A 17,011-nucleotide genomic window follows, 5' to 3' on the forward strand; every position below is an offset into this window, starting at 1 on the left:
GCTCGTGGGCTATCCGGACAATGTGCTGGCCAGCGACGAGCAGGTGGTGTTGCACCGCCACCCGCACTGGAAGGCGTTGGTGGCTCCGGTGCTGACCCTGCTGGTCGCCAGCGCCGTGGCCGCGTTCGCCGCCGGCTGGGTCAACACCACCGACTGGGACGGCACCGCCAAGAACGTGCTCTACATCGTGATCGGGGCGATCTGGCTGGTGGTGATCGGCTGGCTCACGTTGTGGCCGTTCTTGAATTGGCTCACAACACATTTCGTCATCACCGACCGCAGGGTGATGTTCCGGTACGGGGTGCTGACCCGGGCCGGCATCGATATCCCGTTGGCCCGCATCAACAGTGTGGAGTTCCGGCACAACCTGATGGACCGGATCCTGCGCACCGGCACCCTGATCATCGAGTCAGCGGCGCAGGACCCGTTGTCGTTCGAGGACATCCCCCGCGTGGAGCAGGTGCACGCCCTGCTGTATCACGAGGTTTTCGACACCCTCGGATCCGAGGAGTCACCCAGCTGACGGCTGTGTCGGCCGCTGCGCAGCCGGGCGCGTCCGTGTAACGGGGTGACGTTGCTGGAACGCTCCGAGTGCGCTTCGAGATGGTCCTCGAGGGCCTCGGCCAGCCCGCCGGCGGTGAACGTCGACTCCAGCGCCTTGTCCGGGGCGCGGCCGAACTCGTCGGGGAACACCCAGCGCCGGAACGCCCAGAACCGGAACGCCATCTGCAGCAGGTTGCCGATGATGTAGGCCGAGATGAAGTCGGCGACGTTCTCGACGGTCAGCGACACCATCGGCGCGCGCAGCATCAGCACGTAACTGGAGATCCACAGCGGCGCCATGCTGAGCACCACGCCGACGCCGCTCACCCCGAAGAACAGCAACGCCTCATGGTGGCGTTCACGCCCACCGCGGTCGCGGAAGCTCCATTCCCGGTTGAGGATGTAGGACGCGATCACCGCGACGATCCCGGCGATGATCTTGGCCGTCACCGGCTTGGGTTCGAGGACCGTCAGTTTGAGGGTGTAGAAGATGGCTGAGTCGATGATGAACGTCGTCGCGCCGACGATGGCGAACTTGATCAGCTCGTGATGCCGCTCGGCGTACGGGCGGATCGGACGCGGCAGCCGCGCGATCGTGGCATCAGCGAAGGACACAGGAAGGAAGTGTACGGAAACGCGGGGTGGCGCGTGGAGGCGCACCTGACCCTGCCGCCTGCTCATGACTCGCCCGGAGGTGGGGAGCGGCGCCGACCATGCCACCATAGGTGATGTGCCGCCCACCCCAGCTCAACCGCCTGTCGTGGCGATGGTCGGAGGCGGTCAGCTGGCCCGAATGACCCATCAGGCGGCCATCGCCCTGGGTCAGACGCTGCGGGTGCTGGCCGTCGACAGCGACGAGTCAGCAGCCCAGGTGACCCCCGATGTGGTGCTCGGCTCCCACACCGACATCGACGCACTGCGCCGGGCCGCCGCCGGCGCGCAGGTGCTGACCTTCGACCACGAACACGTCCCCACCGAACTCCTCGAGAAACTGCAGGCCGAAGGCGTCAACGTGGCGCCGCCACCGCAGGCGCTGATCCATGCCCAGGACAAACTGGTGATGCGGCGGCGCCTCGAGGCGCTCGGCGCGCCGGTCCCGCGGTTCGCCGCGGTCGACGACGTGGACGACCTCGACGACTTCGCCCGCCGGGTGGACGCCCCGCTGGTGCTCAAGACCATCCGGGGCGGCTACGACGGCCGCGGCGTGATATTGACCACAGACCTGCCCGAGGCCCGCGAGGCCGCCCGGCGGTACCTGGCCGACGGCGTTCCGGTGCTGGTCGAGGAACGGGTTGCGATGCGGCGCGAACTCACCGCGCTGGTGGCCCGGTCCCCGTTCGGCCAGGGAGCGGCGTGGCCGGTCGTGGAAACCGTGCAGCGCGACGGCATCTGCGTGGAGGTGCTCGCCCCGGCGCCCGGGCTGCCCGATGAGGTGGGCGCCGCCGCGCAGGAGCTCGCGTTACGGCTGGCCGGCGAACTCGGGGTGGTGGGGCTGCTCGCGGTCGAGCTGTTCGAGACCGCCGAGGGCGGGCTGATGGTCAACGAATTGGCCATGCGTCCGCACAACTCCGGCCACTGGACCATGAACGGCGCGGTGACCAGCCAGTTCGAGCAGCATCTACGGGCGGTGCTGGACTATCCGCTCGGTGACACCTCGGCGATCGCGCCGGTGACGGTGATGGCCAATGTGCTCGGTGCGCCGCAGACCCCGGCGATGTCGATGGACGAGCGGTTGCACCACCTGTTCGGCCGGATCCCGGACGCCCGGGTGCACCTGTACGGGAAACAGGAGCGACCCGGCCGCAAGCTCGGCCACGTCAACGTCGTCGGGTCCGATCTGGCCGTGGTGCGGGAGCGCGCCGGCCGGGCGGCACACTGGTTGGCACACGCGCAATGGACTGATGGATGGGATGGGCATGCCGACTGAGGAGCGCCTGCGCGAAGAGCAACGGATGCGGCCACGCGTCGGGCTGATCATGGGCAGCGACAGCGACTGGCCGGTGATGTCGGAGGCGGCCGAGGCGCTGGCCGAGTTCGATGTGCCGTTCGAGGTCGGTGTGGTGTCGGCGCACCGCACGCCGGGACGGATGCTCGACTACGCCCGCGGCGCCGCGGGCCGCGGTATCGAGGTGATCATCGCCGGAGCCGGCGGGGCGGCACATCTGCCCGGCATGGTGGCCTCGGCGACACCGTTGCCGGTGATCGGTGTGCCGGTGCCGCTGGCCCGCCTCGACGGGCTGGACTCGTTGCTGTCGATCGTGCAGATGCCGGCCGGTGTCCCGGTCGCCACGGTGTCGATCGGCGGGGCCCGCAACGCCGGTCTGCTCGCGGTCCGGATTCTCGCGGCGGCGGATTCCGCACTGCGCGACCGGATGACAAAGTTTCAGGCCGACCTGGAACGCATGGTGCTGGCCAAGGACGAAGCGCTGCGTGACCGCCTGCTCGGCGGGGACCGGAAAGAGTAAAGTTACCGACGAGTAGCGAGGAGGCCAAGATGGCAGCGTGGAGCGGTAACCCGTCATTCGAGTTGTTCCAATTGCCCGAGGAGCACATCGCCCTGCGGGAGGCGATCCGGGCGCTCGCCGAGAAGGAGATCGCCCCGTACGCGGCCGAGGTCGACGAGAAGGCCCGGTTCCCCGAGGAGGCGTTGGCGGCGTTGAACTCGTCGGGGTTCAGCGCGATCCACGTGCCCGAGGAGTACGGCGGACAGGGTGCGGACTCGGTGGCGACCTGCATCGTGATCGAAGAGGTGGCCCGGGTGGACTGTTCGGCGTCGCTGATCCCGGCGGTCAACAAACTGGGCACGATGGGGCTGATCCTGCGCGGCTCCGAGGAACTCAAGAAGCAGGTGCTGCCGGCGGTGGCCTCCGGGGAGGCGATGGCGTCATACGCGTTGTCGGAGCGGGAGGCCGGCAGCGACGCGGCGTCGATGCGGACCCGCGCCGTCGCCGACGGCGACGACTGGATTCTCAACGGGTCCAAATGCTGGATCACCAACGGCGGCAAGTCGACCTGGTACACCGTGATGGCGGTGACCGATCCGGACAAGGGCGCCAACGGGATCTCGGCGTTCATGGTGCACAAGGACGATGAGGGCTTCACCGTCGGCCCCAAGGAACGCAAGCTCGGCATCAAGGGGTCGCCGACCACCGAGTTGTACTTCGAGAACTGTCGCATCCCGGGCGACCGGATCATCGGTGAGCCCGGAACCGGGTTCAAGACCGCCCTGGCCACCCTCGACCACACCCGGCCCACCATCGGCGCCCAGGCAGTCGGGATCGCCCAGGGCGCGCTCGACGCGGCGATCGCCTACACCAAGGAGCGCAAGCAGTTCGGCCGCCCGGTCAGCGACAACCAGGGTGTGCAGTTCATGCTCGCCGACATGGCGATGAAGATCGAGGCGGCCCGGTTGATGGTGTACTCGGCGGCCGCGCGCGCCGAACGCGGTGAGGGCGACCTCGGGTTCATCTCGGCGGCGTCGAAGTGTTTCGCCTCCGACGTGGCCATGGAGGTCACCACCGACGCGGTCCAGTTGTTCGGCGGTTACGGCTACACCCAGGACTTCCCGGTCGAGCGGATGATGCGCGACGCCAAGATCACCCAGATCTACGAGGGCACCAACCAGATTCAGCGGGTGGTCATGTCCCGGGCGCTGCTCAGGTAATCCCGCGCGTGCTCTCCCGCCGCGAGCGGGCGTGTCTGTATGTAGCCGAGTGTGCGGCGGCCGTACTCACTGTGCGGTAGCCGTATTCGTTGTGCGGTGACGGCGGTCATCGTGCGGCAGGTGCGCGAAAACGCCGAAATCCGCACCGTGCACGCACGTTGACCTCCGTGTGCTCACGCTCATGTCTCTGCGTGCACGCTGAACCCCGTGCATACACGCTCGGCACGCACCCGGCGTGTCGTCCGGGTCCGTCGGCCCGCGATGACGGGGAGACGCGTGCTCACTAACCGCGGGTGACTTTCTCGGTGGCGCGGCGGCGGTCCATCAGCCCGGGATCGGGATTGGCCACCTGCACCAGCGACGCCCCGGCCACGAACACCGCCAGCAGCCGCTCCACCAGGTCGTCGGCGGTGTCCCAGCCGAGCGTCGACAGCACCCGGTCGGCATCGTTGAGCCCTTGTGCCGCAGCGGATTCCCGGGCAGCGGCCAGTACGTCGGCGGCGGAGCGACCGTTCAGGGCGTCCCCCGGATCCGGTTCGGCGACGATCTGGTCGCCGTGCACCCGCACCGCGGTCGCATAGTCGGTCACCCCGACCGGCAGATCCGGAACCGGCCTGCCGAACGGGTCCAGCGACAGCACCGCGATCTCGCCGAGACCCACCGCCGCATCGGCCTGGTCGAGCCGGTCGACGGTGCACAGCGCGGCGTCGGCCGCACCGTCGGGAACATCCGGGCCCCACAGCGCTTCCGCACCGATCCACCACACCCCGAACAGCACCGCGGCGGTCTGCCAGTGCGCGGGCAGCAGGACCGCCACCCGCCCGCCGGCGGCGACGCCCATCTCGTCGCGCAGCAGATTGCCGGTCTTGGCGGCCCAGTTGGCCAGGGTGGCGGTGGACAACTCGATGCGCTCACCGGTGGCGTCGTCGTAGTAGGTGATGCGCGGGCCGGCCGGGTCGGTGGCCAGCAGCGGATCCAGAACAGCAGTCGAGATATTCACGGGTTCAGTTGACACACTTCGGATCATCGGCGCCGGCAGTGATGATCTGCGGCGGCGGTGGGGCGGCCTCGACGGTCTGGCCGACCGTCGCGGAACTCTGCTGCAACGTCGTCACCGTCGGATCGGTGCCGTCCAAACCCGAACCCGGGCCGGTGTAGTCGTCGGCGAGCACCACCCGTACGAATCCGGGTGCGACCGTTCGATCCTCGACGATCGGCAGATCGCCCAGCTGATCGGCGACCTCCCGGGCGCCGCGGTCGTCCTGCTTCGCCACCCGCACCTCGGTGCGGTCCGCCGGACCGTCCTCGGCGTTCCCGACCGGCCCGGGGCTGAACCCGTTGCTGGTTAACACATGTGACACCGCAGCGGCCAGACCGTTGATATCGGTGCCGTTGAGCACCTCGACGGTGGTCTTGTCGCGGCTGTAGGCGATCTCCTCGGTCTTGCCCTCGTCCTGCTCCTCCAACAGGCTCGACACCCAGTCCCTGACCTGTTGCGGATCCACCCGGACCACGCTCTGCATACCGTCGTCGCTCCAGCCGTCCTCCCGCACGATCGGGATGGTCGCGAACGCGATGTTGCCGGCGGCCAGACCTTGCAGCTGCTCGACGAACTCCATCACATCCCAGCCGTCGGAGAGCACCACCGACCGCTGGATCGCCCGCTGGAGCCGGTCCAGCGTCGCCGGGCTGGACAGCGTCTTCGACGAGATGACCTCCCGGGCAAGCGAAGCCATCACGGTCTGCTGGCGGGTGACCCGGTCCAGATCACCGCGCGGCAGATCCTGGCGCTGCCGGACGAAACTCAGCGCCTGGGCGCCGTCCAGCCGCTGCCAGCCGGCCGGGAAGTCGGCGCCGGAGAGCGGTTCGTACACCGGGTTCTTCAAGCACACCTCGACCCCGCCCAGCGCGTCGGTGATCAGTGCGAAACCCAGCAGCCCGATCTCGGCGTAGTGGTCGACGGTGACGCCGGTGAGTTCGGCGACGGTCTCGATCAGCGCGCCGCGCGCGTCCTGGACGGCAAGCGGTTCGGCGACCTCCGGATCCATCCCCTGAACCTCGACGAGCTGCTTCATCGTCTCGAACTTGACCTCGCCGTACACCCCGTTGATCTTCATCTTGCCGCGGCCGGGCGCCTCCACGTAGGAGTCGCGGGGGATCGAGATCGCCGTCGCGGACCTGCCGTTGTTGGGGATCCGCACCAACACGATGGTGTCGGTGTTGGTGGCGACGTCGTTGCCGGCGCGCAGCGCGGCCAGTTCCTCCGCGGACAGCGGGTTGCCGTGCGCGTCGGTGCGGCTGTCCATGCCCACCAGCAGAATGTCGACCGCACCGTCCTCTCCGCCCTGACCCAGCAGCGGCGAGCTGATCTGGCTGATCCCGGCTTCGAAGGCGCGGATCCGGCTCCACGCCACACCGGTGCTGAGCACGATCACCACCGCGGTGGCGACCGCGAGGGCACGAATCAGTCGGGCGGGCACTTGCCCAGGCTACTGTCGAGACGTCCGCGAACGCGGTAGCCGTCACCGGCGTGCCAGACTCGACGCCATGACCAACAGCAGCGCCAAGCGCATCGTCATCCCCGGGGCCGGCGGCATGGTCGGAACTGTTCTGGCAGGTCAGGCCCGGACACAGGGGCGGGATGTGGCGGCGTTCACGTCGGCGCAGTGGGATATCACCGACGCCGCGGCCGCGGAGCACCTCATCCGCCCCGGTGACGTCGTGATCAACTGCGCCGCCTACACCGATGTCGACGGCGCCGAATCCGACGAGGACCGCGCGCACCTGGTCAACGCGGTCGGGCCGGGGCACCTGGCCCGGGCATGCGCCCGGGTCGGGGCGGACCTGGTGCACATCTCCACCGATTACGTGTTCAGCGGGGACCGGCGGGAGCCGTTCGAGATCGACGACGACACCACGCCGATGAACGTCTACGGCCGCACCAAGCTCGCCGGGGAACAGGCGGTGCTGTCCGCGCTGCCGTCCGCGCGGGTGGTGCGGACCTCCTGGGTCTACCGGGGCGACGTGGACGGCAAGGACTTCGTCGCGGTGATGCGTCGGCTGGCCGCCGGACCGGACCCGGTGAATGTGGTGGCCGATCAGGTCGGCTCACCCACCTACGCCGCCGACCTGGCGGCCGCGTTGCTGCAGGTGGCCGACGGGGCCGTCGACATCCCGGTGCTGCACGCCGCCAACGCCGGGGCGGCCAGCCGGTTCGAGCAGGCGCGGGCGGTGTTCGAACTCGTCGGCGCGGACCCGGACCGGGTGCGCCCCGTCACCAGCGATCAGGTGCCGCGGCCGGCTCCCCGGCCGGCCTACACCGTGTTGTCCGGGCGACGGTCCGCCGAGGCCGGGCTGACACCGCTGCGGCCGTGGCGGGAAGCACTTGCGTCTGCGCTGGCGAGTGCCGGTGAGCCCGCCGGTTACCCTCTACGCCGTGAGTGAGCATCAGGCGGTGACGTGAGCGATCATCTCGTCGTCGTGACGGTGACGTATTCACCGGGGCCGCACCTCGAGCGGTTCCTGGCGTCGTTGGAGCACGCCACCGAACGGCCGGTGACGGTCATCATGGCCGACAACGGGTCCACCGACGGCGCTCCGGAGGAAGCGCTCGAGCGGTACCCGAACGTCCGGTTGATGCGCACCGGCGCCAATCTCGGGTACGGCACCGCGATCAACCGGGCGGTCGCCGAACACCTCGCCGACACCGATCCGTCCGACTTCTTCGTCGTCGCCAACCCCGACGTGCAGTGGGGGCCGAACTCGATCGACAATCTGCTGGCCGCCGCCGCCCGGTGGCCGCGCGCCGCCGCGCTGGGACCGCTGATCCGGGACGCCGACGGCTCGGTCTACCCGTCCGCGCGGGAGCAGCCCAGCCTGATCCGCGGCGGCATGCACGCGGTGATCGGCCCGCTGTGGCCCGGCAACCCGTGGACGGCGGCATACCGGCAGGACCGGATGGAGCCCACCGAGCGTCCGGTCGGATGGCTGTCCGGATCGTGTCTGCTGCTGCGCAAGGCGGCCTTCGACGAGGTGGACGGTTTCGACGAGCGCTACTTCATGTACATGGAGGACGTCGACCTCGGTGACCGGCTCGCCAAGGCCGGCTGGCAGAACATCTACGTGCCGTCGTCGGAGATCCTGCACTACAAGGGCCACGCCGCCGGGCGAGATCCGGCCCGCAACTTGGTGGCCCATCACCGCAGCACCTACACTTTCCTGGCCGATCGGTATCCGAGATGGTGGCAGTCGCCGCTGCGGTGGACGATCAGGGGCGCCCTCGCCGTGCGGGCCAACCTGGCGGTCGGCAATTCCCGTCGCAAACAGGCACGAGTTCGCCCCGGCGAAGAACGTCCGGCGAGAAACCCGGCGAGAAACACTGACATGGGGACAACATGGTGAATCCGGCACAGGTGGATGCGGTCGTTCTGGTGGGCGGTCAGGGCACCCGGCTGCGCCCGTTGACGCTGTCGGCGCCCAAACCGATGCTGCCCACGGCGGGGCTGCCGTTCCTCACCCACCTGTTGTCGCGGATCGCCGAGGCCGGTATCGAGCACGTGGTGCTGGGCACCTCGTACAAGGCGCACGTGTTCGAAGCCGAGTTCGGCGACGGGTCCAAGTTCGGGCTGAACATCGAATACGTCACCGAGACCGAGCCGCTGGGCACCGGCGGCGCCATCGCCAACGTCGCCGACAAACTGCGGTTCGACACCGTGATGGTGTTCAACGGCGATGTGCTGTCGGGCGCGGATCTGCAGGGCCTGTTGGACACCCATGAACGCAGCGGCGCCGACCTGACGCTGCATCTGGTGCGGGTCGGTGATCCGCGGGCGTTCGGCTGTGTGCCCACCGACGCGCACGGTGTGGTGACCGCGTTCCTGGAGAAGACCCAGGATCCGCCCACGGATCAGATCAACGCCGGCTGTTACGTCTTCCAGCGCCACGTCATCGACCGGATCCCGCGGGGCCGTGCGGTGTCGGTCGAGCGGGAGGTGTTCCCGCAGTTGCTCTCCGAGGGGTTGCGCATCTGCGGCCATGTCGATGCGAGCTACTGGCGCGACATGGGCACCCCGGAGGACTTCGTGCGCGGATCGGCCGACCTGGTCCGCGGTATCGCGCCGTCACCGGCGTTGCGCGGTCAGCGCGGTGAGTCGCTGGTGCACGACGGCGCCGCGGTCGCACCGGGGGCGCTGTTGATCGGCGGCACGGTCGTCGGTCGCGGCGCCGAGATCGGGCCGGGCGCACGGCTGGACGGTGCGGTGATCTTCGACGGGGTGCGGGTGGAGGCCGGTTCGGTGATCGAACGGTCGATCATCGGGTTCGGCGCGCGGATCGGGCCGCGGGCGCTGATCCGCGACGGTGTCATCGGCGACGGCGCCGACATCGGCGCGCGCTGCGAGTTGTTGCGGGGTGCGCGGGTGTGGCCCGGGGTGGCCATCCCCGACGGGGGCATCAGATTCTCCACCGACGTCTGAGCGATTTCGGCGTGCGCACGGTCGCTCAGCGATCGTGAACACGCCGAAATCGCCCGACCAGCTGGGTCAACCCGAAGTCGGCGCCGGCGGGCAGGCCGTCCAACGGCCACCACCGCAGGTCCAGTGACTCGTCGCTGCAGGCGATCTCGGCGGCGGGCGGGGCGTGCACGACGAACTGCAGATCGAGGTGGCGGGTCGGCACGCCCAGCGAACAGGTGACCGGATGCACGTGCACCGCCGCGAGTTCGTCATCGACGCGCAGGCCGGTGATACCGGACTCCTCGGCGGCCTCACGCAGCGCCGCCGCCCGGATGTCGGCGTCACCGGGTTCACAGTGGCCGCCGAGTTGCACCCAGCGGCCGATGCGCGGATGCAGGGTCAGCAACGCCTGGGTGCCGGTGTGGTCGACCACCAGTGCCGAGGCGGTGATGTGGCCGGGCGCGCACTCCCGCCGGCAGCCGTCCGGGCGGGCGGCCAGGAACGACAGCACCGCGTGCCGCAGACTGTCCTGCGCCGGATCGGGCGCCCGCCACTCGGTCAGCAGCCGCACCGCCGAGGCGTGCAGCGGATCGCTCATCGGGTTCTTCGGCTCTTCGCGCAAGCGCTCATCGGGTTCTTCGGCTCTTCGCGCAAGCGCTCATCGGAAAACCAGCAGCCCCTCGGTCGGCGCCGGGTCGCGCGGGCCGGCCGGTTCGGCGGGATAGCCGATCGCCACCGCACCCAACGGTTCCCAGTCGTCGGGCAGCCCGAGCTCGGTGCGCACCACCTCTGGGGCGAAGATGGTCGATCCGACCCAGCAGCTGCCGATTTCGCGAACGGCCAGCGCCACCAACAGGGCCTGCACCGCGGCGCCGCCCGCAACGGTGAACATGGTGTGCTCGGCCGCGGCGCGGCGGGCGTCGGGGTAGTGGTGCGCACCGTCGGCGACCAGGAAGGGAACGATGAGTTCTGGTGCGTCGTAGAGGATTTGACCTCTCCCGACGCGCCGCTCCACGGCCTCGGGTGAGGCGCCGTCACCGGCGAGGTCGGCGCGCCATCGATCCTTCATCCGGTCCAGCAACCGGGTGCGGGCGGTCCAATTCTGCAGCCACACGAACCGCACCGGGCGGGTGTGGTGCGGCGCCGGCGCGGTGAGCGCCTCGGCGACCGCGGCCTCGATGAGGTCCGCGGGCACGGGCTCGGAGTCGAACCGCCGCACCGAACGGCGCAGCAGCTGAGCCTGGCTGCGGCCCAACCGGATGGCCTCCTCGGTGCCTAGCCAGAACAGATCGTCCTGGCCCGGCCGCACCAGCGTGCGGGCGGTGGACCCATCGTCGCGCAGGGTCAGACCCCGCACGACGGCCACCGGGACGTCGGTCAGCTTGCCCTTCACCAGGTCTGCGGCGGCGGCGATCTCATCGGCGACCGCCACCTCGGTGACGAACAACTCGTTGCCGTGCCGGTCGTGTGAACCGGCGTAGCCGTGCAGCACCGTGAGTCCGGCGGCGCCGATCGCGAAGTCGGTCTGCCCGGTGCGCCAGGCCCGCCCCATGGTGTCGGTGATGATCACCCCGACGTCCACCCCGAGCCGTTGCCGCAACCCCGCCCGCAGCGCGGCGGCGCTGGCGTCGGGATCGACGGGCAGCAACGCCAACTCGGTGGCCGCCACGTTCGACCCGTCGACCCCGGCGGCGGCCTGGACCAGACCCAATGCGTTCTCGGTGATCAGGGTGCGGCCCTTGCGGGCCAGCACCCGCACGGCCTCTTCATCGATGAGCTTGCGGCGCAATGCGTCCCGCTGCTCCGGATCGGCGGGGGCGGCGATGATGCGGCCCTCGCACTTGGACACCACCTTGCTGGTGACCACGACGACGTCGTTGTCGCGCAGCCACGGCGCGGCGGCCGCGACCGCGGCGGTCAGATCGTCACCGGGACAAAACTGCGGCAGACCGGTGACCGGGAACAGTTCGATGGCGGCCGCGGTGCCGTGGTCACCGGAACCCGTTTGCCCCGCGCCGCCGGCGGTGCTCACCGGCGCTCCCCGGCCAGACCGGCCAGTTGCAGGCCGGCGCGCACCATCTCCGCGGTGGCGGCCGGCTCGGTCATCAGCAGGGGGACGGCGCGGACGTCCACCCCGTCGATGTCGGCGTGGTCGCCTTCGTGGACCAGCCAGCCGTCCAGGATCCCGGTGTGCTTGCGGCTGCCGTAGTGCCGGCCGACTCCCTCGGAGGTGGACGGCACGCCGATCACCGACAGGCATTCATCGGCCATGCCGCGCAGCGGTTTTCCGGCGATGATGGGGGAGTACCCGATCACCGGTGCCGGGGTGGTGCGTAGCGCGCCGCGGATGCCGGGGACGGCCAGGATGGCCCCGATGCTGACCACCGGGTTCGACGGCGCGATCAGCACGACGTCGGCCTCGGTGATGGCCTCGACGACTCCGGGGCCCGCCTTGGCCTGTTCGGCGCCCACGAACGCGAAGCTGTGGGTCGGCACCTTCGCGCGGTGGCGCACCCACCACTCCTGGAAGTGGATGGCGCGCTGCTGCCCGGCGTGTTCGCCCGGGCCCGGGTCGGTGACCACCACGTGCGTCTCGACCCGGTCGTCGCTCGCCGGCAGCAACCGCGCCCCCGGCGACCACCGGTGACACAGCGCCTCGGTGACCTGGGAGAGCGGATAGCCGGCCCGCAGCATCTGGGTCCGCACCAGGTGGGTGGCCAGATCGCGGTCGCCCAGCCCGAACCAGTCCGGCTGCACCCCGTAGGCGGCGAGTTCCTCCTTGGCGTGCCACGTTTCGTTGCGGTGTCCCCACCCGCGTTCGGGGTCGATTCCGCCGCCCAGGGTGTACATGCAGGTGTCGAGGTCCGGGCAGATCCGCAGCCCGAACATCCAGGCGTCGTCACCGATGTTGACGACCGCGGTCAGCTCGCCGTCAACCTCGGCGTCACGTGCGCTGAACTGCCCCAGGCCGAGCAGGTGCTGCACGCCCAGCAGAAAGCGTGCCCCGCCGACCCCGCCGACCAGAACCGTGACCTTCACATCGATCGACATTAGGCGGTGTCCGCCGACGGGGGTCCGCCGCGGTCAAGATCGGGCGTCGGCGACTCGGTCACATTTGGACACGCCGAGTGAGTCGACACACCGAAATCGGGTCACGGGATGGTATGAAATCCTGTTCTTCCGCTTGACCGGAGCAGCTAACACGTGTGTAATCACACCAGTGTCATTTCCCGGTTGGTCGATCGCTTCTGGTGTCGCAGACCGAGATTCGATCACTTGTTCGAATCGAGATGGCCGCACAGCACAATAGTGAGGCTTTGTCCAGGGATCTACGAAACCAGTGAGGAGGCGGAGAATGTCTTATGGGCCAGGGGATTTCGAGCGCGCTCTTCGGTATGAGAACCGATTGCTCGGCTCCGTAGGCAGTGTGCCGCAGCCCGAAATCGGATCAGATCCGAAGAGGGCGGACACGCGGCCGAAATTGACATTGATATCCGATGAAATGGATGTTGCTCCGGCAACCATCGATAAACCCGCCGACGAACAATGGCAGGAACGCGCATTGTGCGCGCAAACCGACCCCGAGGCGTTCTTTCCGGAAAAGGGCGGCTCGACCCGTGAGGCCAAGCGGATCTGCATGGGCTGCGAGGTCCGCGACGAGTGCCTGGAGTACGCCCTGGCCCACGACGAACGGTTCGGCATCTGGGGCGGCCTCTCCGAACGGGAGCGTCGCCGCCTCAAGCGCGGAATAATCTAGACACCGCCACGATCAGTCATCGATCGTCGGGTCGATGACCGAAGGTTCCACGCCCAAATACGTAGCGACCTGAGCGACCAGAACTTCATGTAGCAACTCGGCGAGCTCCTCGGAATCCTTGGCCCGCCGTTCAATCGGCCTGCGGAACAGCACAATTCTCGCCCGCGTGGCATTACCGCGAACATCGACCCCGGCCGGTATCAGCCGAGCCAGCGCGACCGGCCCGTCCGCCACCACCTCCGGTGGCCACTGCACACTGTCGGGATCTCGCGGCGCGATCCGCGGAATCTCATCGACCGCGACGTCCAGCGCCGAGACCCGATCCTTCCACCGCCGCTCGATCGGCTCGTACGCCTCGAGCACCGCCATGTCGAACCGCTCGGCCCGGCTGCGCCACCCCGGAACGGTGGGCGGCAGCAGCGGGCCGCGGATCTCGCGCCGGCCACGCCGGCTGCCCGGAAGCCTCGGCAATGCCATTGCTCGATCGTATGACCCCATTCGTAACGGTTGGTTATCGGCCGACGGGCCGCTGCGCGTGTCCGGCACCCCCCGGCGGGGCCGCGCGATAGCCTCAGTCGCGTGAATGTTCCCCGTCGCTGCTGCCGGCCCGGGTGTCCACAGTATGCGGTCGCGACATTGACTTTTGTCTACTCGGACTCGACCGCAGTCGTCGGCCCACTGGCTACTGTCTCGGAACCGCATTCCTGGGATCTGTGCGTTGGCCACGCCAGCCGGATCACCGCCCCGCGCGGTTGGGAGTTGGTGCGCCACGCCGGCCCACTGCCCACACATCCGGACGAGGACGACCTCGTCGCCCTCGCCGACGCCGTCCGGGAGCGTCCACGGACCGCGCCACCCGCCAATGGCGTGGTTGCCGGTTTCAGCGACCCGGCTCCCGACCAGCCGGGTGGCGCGGTCATCGCACCACCCCGCCGGCCGGAGTCGGGTGGACGCCGCCGCGGCCACCTCCGAGTCCTGCCCGACCCGACCGACTAGCCGGAAGTAGATGCGGTAGCCGCCAGAACGGTCACAGATTGGCAGTAGGCTGGCGCCAAACGGTCCCCGTTCTCGAGGAGTCGAATGTCCTGGCCAGCCGAGGCTGTTCACCGCGTCATCAAGGCCTATGACGTGCGCGGCTTGGTCGGTGAGGAGATCACCGAGGAGTTCGTCGCCGACGTGGGGGCGGCGTTCGCCCGGTTGATGCGCAGTGAGCTCGCCGAGACCGCGACCACCGGGCCGACCGTGGTGATCGGCCACGACATGCGGGCCAGTTCGCCCGGACTGGCGGCGGCCTTCGCCGACGGCGTGACCAAACAGGGCGTCGACGTGGTCCGGATCGGGCTGGCGTCCACCGATCAGCTGTACTTCGCCTCTGGTCTGCTGGACTGTCCCGGGGCGATGTTCACCGCGAGCCACAATCCGGCCGCCTACAACGGGATCAAGTTGTGCCGGGCCGGTGCGAAACCGGTGGGCAGGGACACCGGGCTGACCCAGATCAGCGACATGGTGATCGCCGGCGTGCCCGAACACGACGGCGCGGCCGGCGCGGTCCGCGATCAGGATGTGCTCGCCGACTACGGCGACTTCCTGCGTTCGCTCGTCGACCTCACCGAACTGCGCCCGTTGCGGGTCGCGGTGGACGCCGGCAACGGGATGGCCGGCCACACCACCCCGGCGGTGCTCGGCGAGGTGCCGGCGATCACCCTGCTGCCGCTGTACTTCGAACTGGACGGCACCTTCCCCAACCACGAGGCCAACCCGCTGGATCCGGCGAATCTGGTGGACCTGCAACGGCACGTGGTCGCGACCGGGGCCGACATCGGACTGGCGTTCGACGGTGACGCGGACCGGTGCTTCGTCGTCGACGAGAAGGGCGGGCTGGTGTCACCGTCGGCGGTGACGGCGCTGGTCGCCGTCCGGGAGTTGAACCGCGAGATCGGCGCGACGATCATCCACAACCTGATCACCTCCCGTGCGGTGCCCGAACTGATCACCGAACGTGGTGGGACGCCGGTGCGCTCCCGGGTCGGGCACTCCTACATCAAGGCGCTGATGGCCGAGACCGGCGCCATCTTCGGCGGCGAACACTCCGCGCACTACTACTTCCGCGACTTCTGGGGTGCTGACTCCGGAATGCTGGCCGCGCTGCACGTGCTGGCCGCGCTGGGCGAGCAGGACCGCCCGCTGTCCGAGGTGATGGCCGACTACCAGCGGTACGAGGCCTCCGGGGAGATCAACTTCACGGTCGGCGACGCCGCCGCATGTGTCGAGCAGGTGCTCAAGGCGTTCGGCTCGGAGATCCAGTCCATCGATCACCTCGACGGTGTGACGGTGGACCTGGGCGGCGGCCGCTGGTTCAACCTGCGCTCGTCGAACACCGAGCCACTGCTGCGGCTCAACGTCGAGGCCCGCACCACCGAGGAGGTCGACGCGATCGTCGAGCGGGTGGCCGCCCGGATCACCGCGACGGGATCGGGTGCGTCGTGAACGCGACCCACGCCCCCGTGGACCTCGACGACCCCGACGGACTGCAGGCGGCCGACCGTAACGGGCTGCTGTGGTCCGCGGCGATGGCCGGCGCGCAGGTCCGTTCCACCGCGGCCGCGCTGGATGAAGGCGTGCTCGACCCGCTGCGGTCCGACGAACGTCCCCGCACGGTCATCTGGGTCGCCGGCCGCGGTGCGGCCGAGTCCGCCGGCTCCATGCTCGCCGCCGCGATGGCGAGTTCGGCGGCCGCGCCGATGGTGGTCCTGCCGGAGGCCCCGCCCTGGCTCGGCGCCCTGGATGTGGTCGTGGTGGCCGGCGACGATCCGGGCGACCCGGCGCTGGTCTCGGCGGCCGCGACCAGTGTGCGCCGGGGTTGCCGGCTGGCGGTCGTGGCGCCGTACGAGGGTCCGCTGCGTGACGCCGCCGCCGGCCGTTCGGTCGTGCTCGCACCGCGCGTGCAGGTTCCCGACGACTTCGCGCTGTGCCGGTACCTGGCTGCCGGGCTGGCGATCATGGACTGCGTCGACCCGCGGATGCGCACCGATCTGTCCGCGCTGGCCGACGACCTCGACGCGGAGGCGCTGCGGAACAGCGTCGGGCGGGAATCGTTCGTCAACCCCGCCAAGACGTTGGCCGACCGGATGCTGGGGCGTGCCGTGGTGCTGGCCGGCGACAACGCCGCCACTCTGGCGTTGGCCCGGCACGGCGCCGCGATCATGTTGCGGGTGGCCCACCAGCCGGTGGCCGCCACCTGTCTGGCCGATGTGCTCGTCGCCCTGCACGGCGGGCTCGGCGTGTCCTCCGGTGCGCGGTCGCAGTCGTCGATCTTCCACGACGAACAGATCGACGGCCCGCTGCCGCCACGTGTCCGCTCGTTCGTGCTGACCACCGGCGCGGACCGCCCGGTGGTCGCCGCGCGGGTCGGCGGATTCGACGACGTCGACATCATCGACGCTGAAGATGTCCCCGACGCGGTCGCCGCCGCCGACGAGGTGCCCGCCGGCGCGCCGACGCCCAGCGCCGGACGGTTGGAGCAGCAATTGGCAAGACTGGCCGTGCGATTGGAGATGACGGCCGTGTACCTGCGACTGGTTCGAGGTTGAAATA

At 69.5% G+C, this 17,011-nt stretch carries 18 protein-coding genes; 11 read left to right on the forward strand and 7 right to left on the reverse strand.

The features are described 5' to 3' along the window. Nucleotides 1–4 precede the first annotated feature (4 nt). A complete protein-coding gene (locus CKW28_RS05820) occupies nucleotides 5–523 on the forward strand; it encodes a PH domain-containing protein (RefSeq protein ID WP_003928007.1) in 519 nt (172 codons plus the stop codon). Here the strand turns inward: CKW28_RS05820 and CKW28_RS05825 are convergent. Beyond that, the gene (locus CKW28_RS05825) at nucleotides 478–1,158 is read right to left on the reverse strand and encodes a GtrA family protein (protein WP_003928006.1); all 681 of its coding nucleotides are present in this window, start codon (nucleotides 1,156–1,158) and stop codon (nucleotides 478–480) included. The two genes, CKW28_RS05820 and CKW28_RS05825, sit on opposite strands and share 46 nt — an antisense overlap. Before the next feature lie 151 nt (nucleotides 1,159–1,309). Here CKW28_RS05825 and CKW28_RS05830 point away from each other — a divergent pair, with 151 nt between their 5' ends. From CKW28_RS05830 to CKW28_RS05840, 3 genes are read left to right on the forward strand one after another with little or no spacing between them, the layout of a single operon-like run. Next, nucleotides 1,310–2,470 carry a 5-(carboxyamino)imidazole ribonucleotide synthase gene (locus CKW28_RS05830; RefSeq protein ID WP_040548715.1) on the forward strand — a complete coding sequence of 387 codons (1,161 nt, stop codon included), beginning with the start codon at nucleotides 1,310–1,312 and terminating at the stop codon, nucleotides 2,468–2,470. Then, nucleotides 2,454–3,008 carry a 5-(carboxyamino)imidazole ribonucleotide mutase gene (gene purE, locus CKW28_RS05835; RefSeq protein ID WP_003928004.1) on the forward strand — a complete coding sequence of 185 codons (555 nt, stop codon included), beginning with the start codon at nucleotides 2,454–2,456 and terminating at the stop codon, nucleotides 3,006–3,008. Before CKW28_RS05830 ends, purE begins: the two co-directional genes overlap by 17 nt. A 29-nt stretch (nucleotides 3,009–3,037) precedes the next feature. Then, the gene (locus tag CKW28_RS05840) at nucleotides 3,038–4,207 is read left to right on the forward strand and encodes an acyl-CoA dehydrogenase (RefSeq protein WP_003928003.1); all 1,170 of its coding nucleotides are present in this window, start codon (nucleotides 3,038–3,040) and stop codon (nucleotides 4,205–4,207) included. A gap of 283 nt (nucleotides 4,208–4,490) precedes the next feature. On the opposite strand, the gene CKW28_RS05845 is transcribed toward CKW28_RS05840, so the two are convergent. Further along, nucleotides 4,491–5,234 carry a TIGR03089 family protein gene (locus CKW28_RS05845; protein WP_050812112.1) on the reverse strand — a complete coding sequence of 248 codons (744 nt, stop codon included), beginning with the start codon at nucleotides 5,232–5,234 and terminating at the stop codon, nucleotides 4,491–4,493. Beyond that, nucleotides 5,212–6,687 (reverse strand): LCP family protein, encoded by a 1,476-nt coding sequence (locus tag CKW28_RS05850; protein ID WP_003928001.1) that lies wholly within the window; start codon nucleotides 6,685–6,687, stop codon nucleotides 5,212–5,214. The genes CKW28_RS05845 and CKW28_RS05850 overlap by 23 nt, the downstream gene beginning before the upstream one ends. A gap of 67 nt (nucleotides 6,688–6,754) precedes the next feature. Here CKW28_RS05850 and rfbD point away from each other — a divergent pair, with 67 nt between their 5' ends. Genes rfbD through manB form a run of 3 tightly spaced genes read left to right on the forward strand, consistent with a single transcriptional unit; the run spans nucleotide 6,755 to nucleotide 9,681 of the window. Further along, the gene (rfbD, locus tag CKW28_RS05855; protein WP_003928000.1) at nucleotides 6,755–7,651 is read left to right on the forward strand and encodes a dTDP-4-dehydrorhamnose reductase; all 897 of its coding nucleotides are present in this window, start codon (nucleotides 6,755–6,757) and stop codon (nucleotides 7,649–7,651) included. Nucleotides 7,652–7,693: 42 nt separating this feature from the next. Then, nucleotides 7,694–8,608: a glycosyltransferase family 2 protein gene (locus CKW28_RS05860; protein ID WP_435405807.1), complete on the forward strand. Its 915-nt coding sequence runs from the start codon at nucleotides 7,694–7,696 to the stop codon at nucleotides 8,606–8,608. After that, entirely contained in the window at nucleotides 8,602–9,681 is a 1,080-nt protein-coding gene (gene manB, locus CKW28_RS05865; RefSeq protein WP_003927998.1) for a mannose-1-phosphate guanylyltransferase ManB, read from the forward strand. Before CKW28_RS05860 ends, manB begins: the two co-directional genes overlap by 7 nt. Nucleotides 9,682–9,706: 25 nt before the next feature. Here manB and CKW28_RS05870 read toward each other — a convergent pair whose 3' ends face one another. The 3 genes from CKW28_RS05870 to cofD are packed head-to-tail and all read right to left on the reverse strand — an operon-like array spanning nucleotide 9,707 to nucleotide 12,699. Beyond that, complete coding sequence (locus tag CKW28_RS05870; RefSeq protein ID WP_040548631.1) at nucleotides 9,707–10,258, reverse strand: NUDIX domain-containing protein; 552 nt, start codon at nucleotides 10,256–10,258, stop codon at nucleotides 9,707–9,709. A gap of 60 nt (nucleotides 10,259–10,318) precedes the next feature. Continuing rightward, nucleotides 10,319–11,692: a coenzyme F420-0:L-glutamate ligase gene (locus tag CKW28_RS05875; protein ID WP_003927996.1), complete on the reverse strand. Its 1,374-nt coding sequence runs from the start codon at nucleotides 11,690–11,692 to the stop codon at nucleotides 10,319–10,321. Beyond that, nucleotides 11,689–12,699 carry a 2-phospho-L-lactate transferase gene (gene cofD, locus CKW28_RS05880; RefSeq protein ID WP_040548708.1) on the reverse strand — a complete coding sequence of 337 codons (1,011 nt, stop codon included), beginning with the start codon at nucleotides 12,697–12,699 and terminating at the stop codon, nucleotides 11,689–11,691. Before cofD ends, CKW28_RS05875 begins: the two co-directional genes overlap by 4 nt. Before the next feature lie 463 nt (nucleotides 12,700–13,162). On the opposite strand from cofD, the gene CKW28_RS24045 reads away from it, so the two are divergent. After that, entirely contained in the window at nucleotides 13,163–13,417 is a 255-nt protein-coding gene (locus tag CKW28_RS24045) for a WhiB family transcriptional regulator (RefSeq protein ID WP_003927994.1), read from the forward strand. 12 nt (nucleotides 13,418–13,429) lie between these two features. On the opposite strand, the gene CKW28_RS05895 is transcribed toward CKW28_RS24045, so the two are convergent. Beyond that, complete coding sequence (locus CKW28_RS05895; protein ID WP_040548706.1) at nucleotides 13,430–13,849, reverse strand: metallopeptidase family protein; 420 nt, start codon at nucleotides 13,847–13,849, stop codon at nucleotides 13,430–13,432. Between the two features lie 147 nt (nucleotides 13,850–13,996). On the opposite strand from CKW28_RS05895, the gene CKW28_RS05900 reads away from it, so the two are divergent. The 3 genes from CKW28_RS05900 to CKW28_RS05910 all read left to right on the forward strand — a co-directional run bounded on the left by CKW28_RS05900 (nucleotide 13,997) and on the right by CKW28_RS05910 (nucleotide 17,007). Beyond that, entirely contained in the window at nucleotides 13,997–14,413 is a 417-nt protein-coding gene (locus tag CKW28_RS05900) for a DUF3499 domain-containing protein (RefSeq protein ID WP_081475615.1), read from the forward strand. A gap of 84 nt (nucleotides 14,414–14,497) precedes the next feature. Next, nucleotides 14,498–15,904, forward strand: coding sequence for a phosphomannomutase/phosphoglucomutase (locus CKW28_RS05905; RefSeq protein WP_003927991.1), 1,407 nt, complete (start codon nucleotides 14,498–14,500; stop codon nucleotides 15,902–15,904). Then, entirely contained in the window at nucleotides 15,901–17,007 is a 1,107-nt protein-coding gene (locus CKW28_RS05910) for a hypothetical protein (RefSeq protein ID WP_003927990.1), read from the forward strand. The genes CKW28_RS05905 and CKW28_RS05910 overlap by 4 nt, the downstream gene beginning before the upstream one ends. Nucleotides 17,008–17,011: the final 4 nt, after the last annotated feature.

The sequence above is a fragment of the Mycolicibacterium thermoresistibile genome (assembly GCF_900187065.1).
Taxonomy (GTDB): Bacteria; Actinomycetota; Actinomycetes; order Mycobacteriales; family Mycobacteriaceae; genus Mycobacterium; species Mycobacterium thermoresistibile.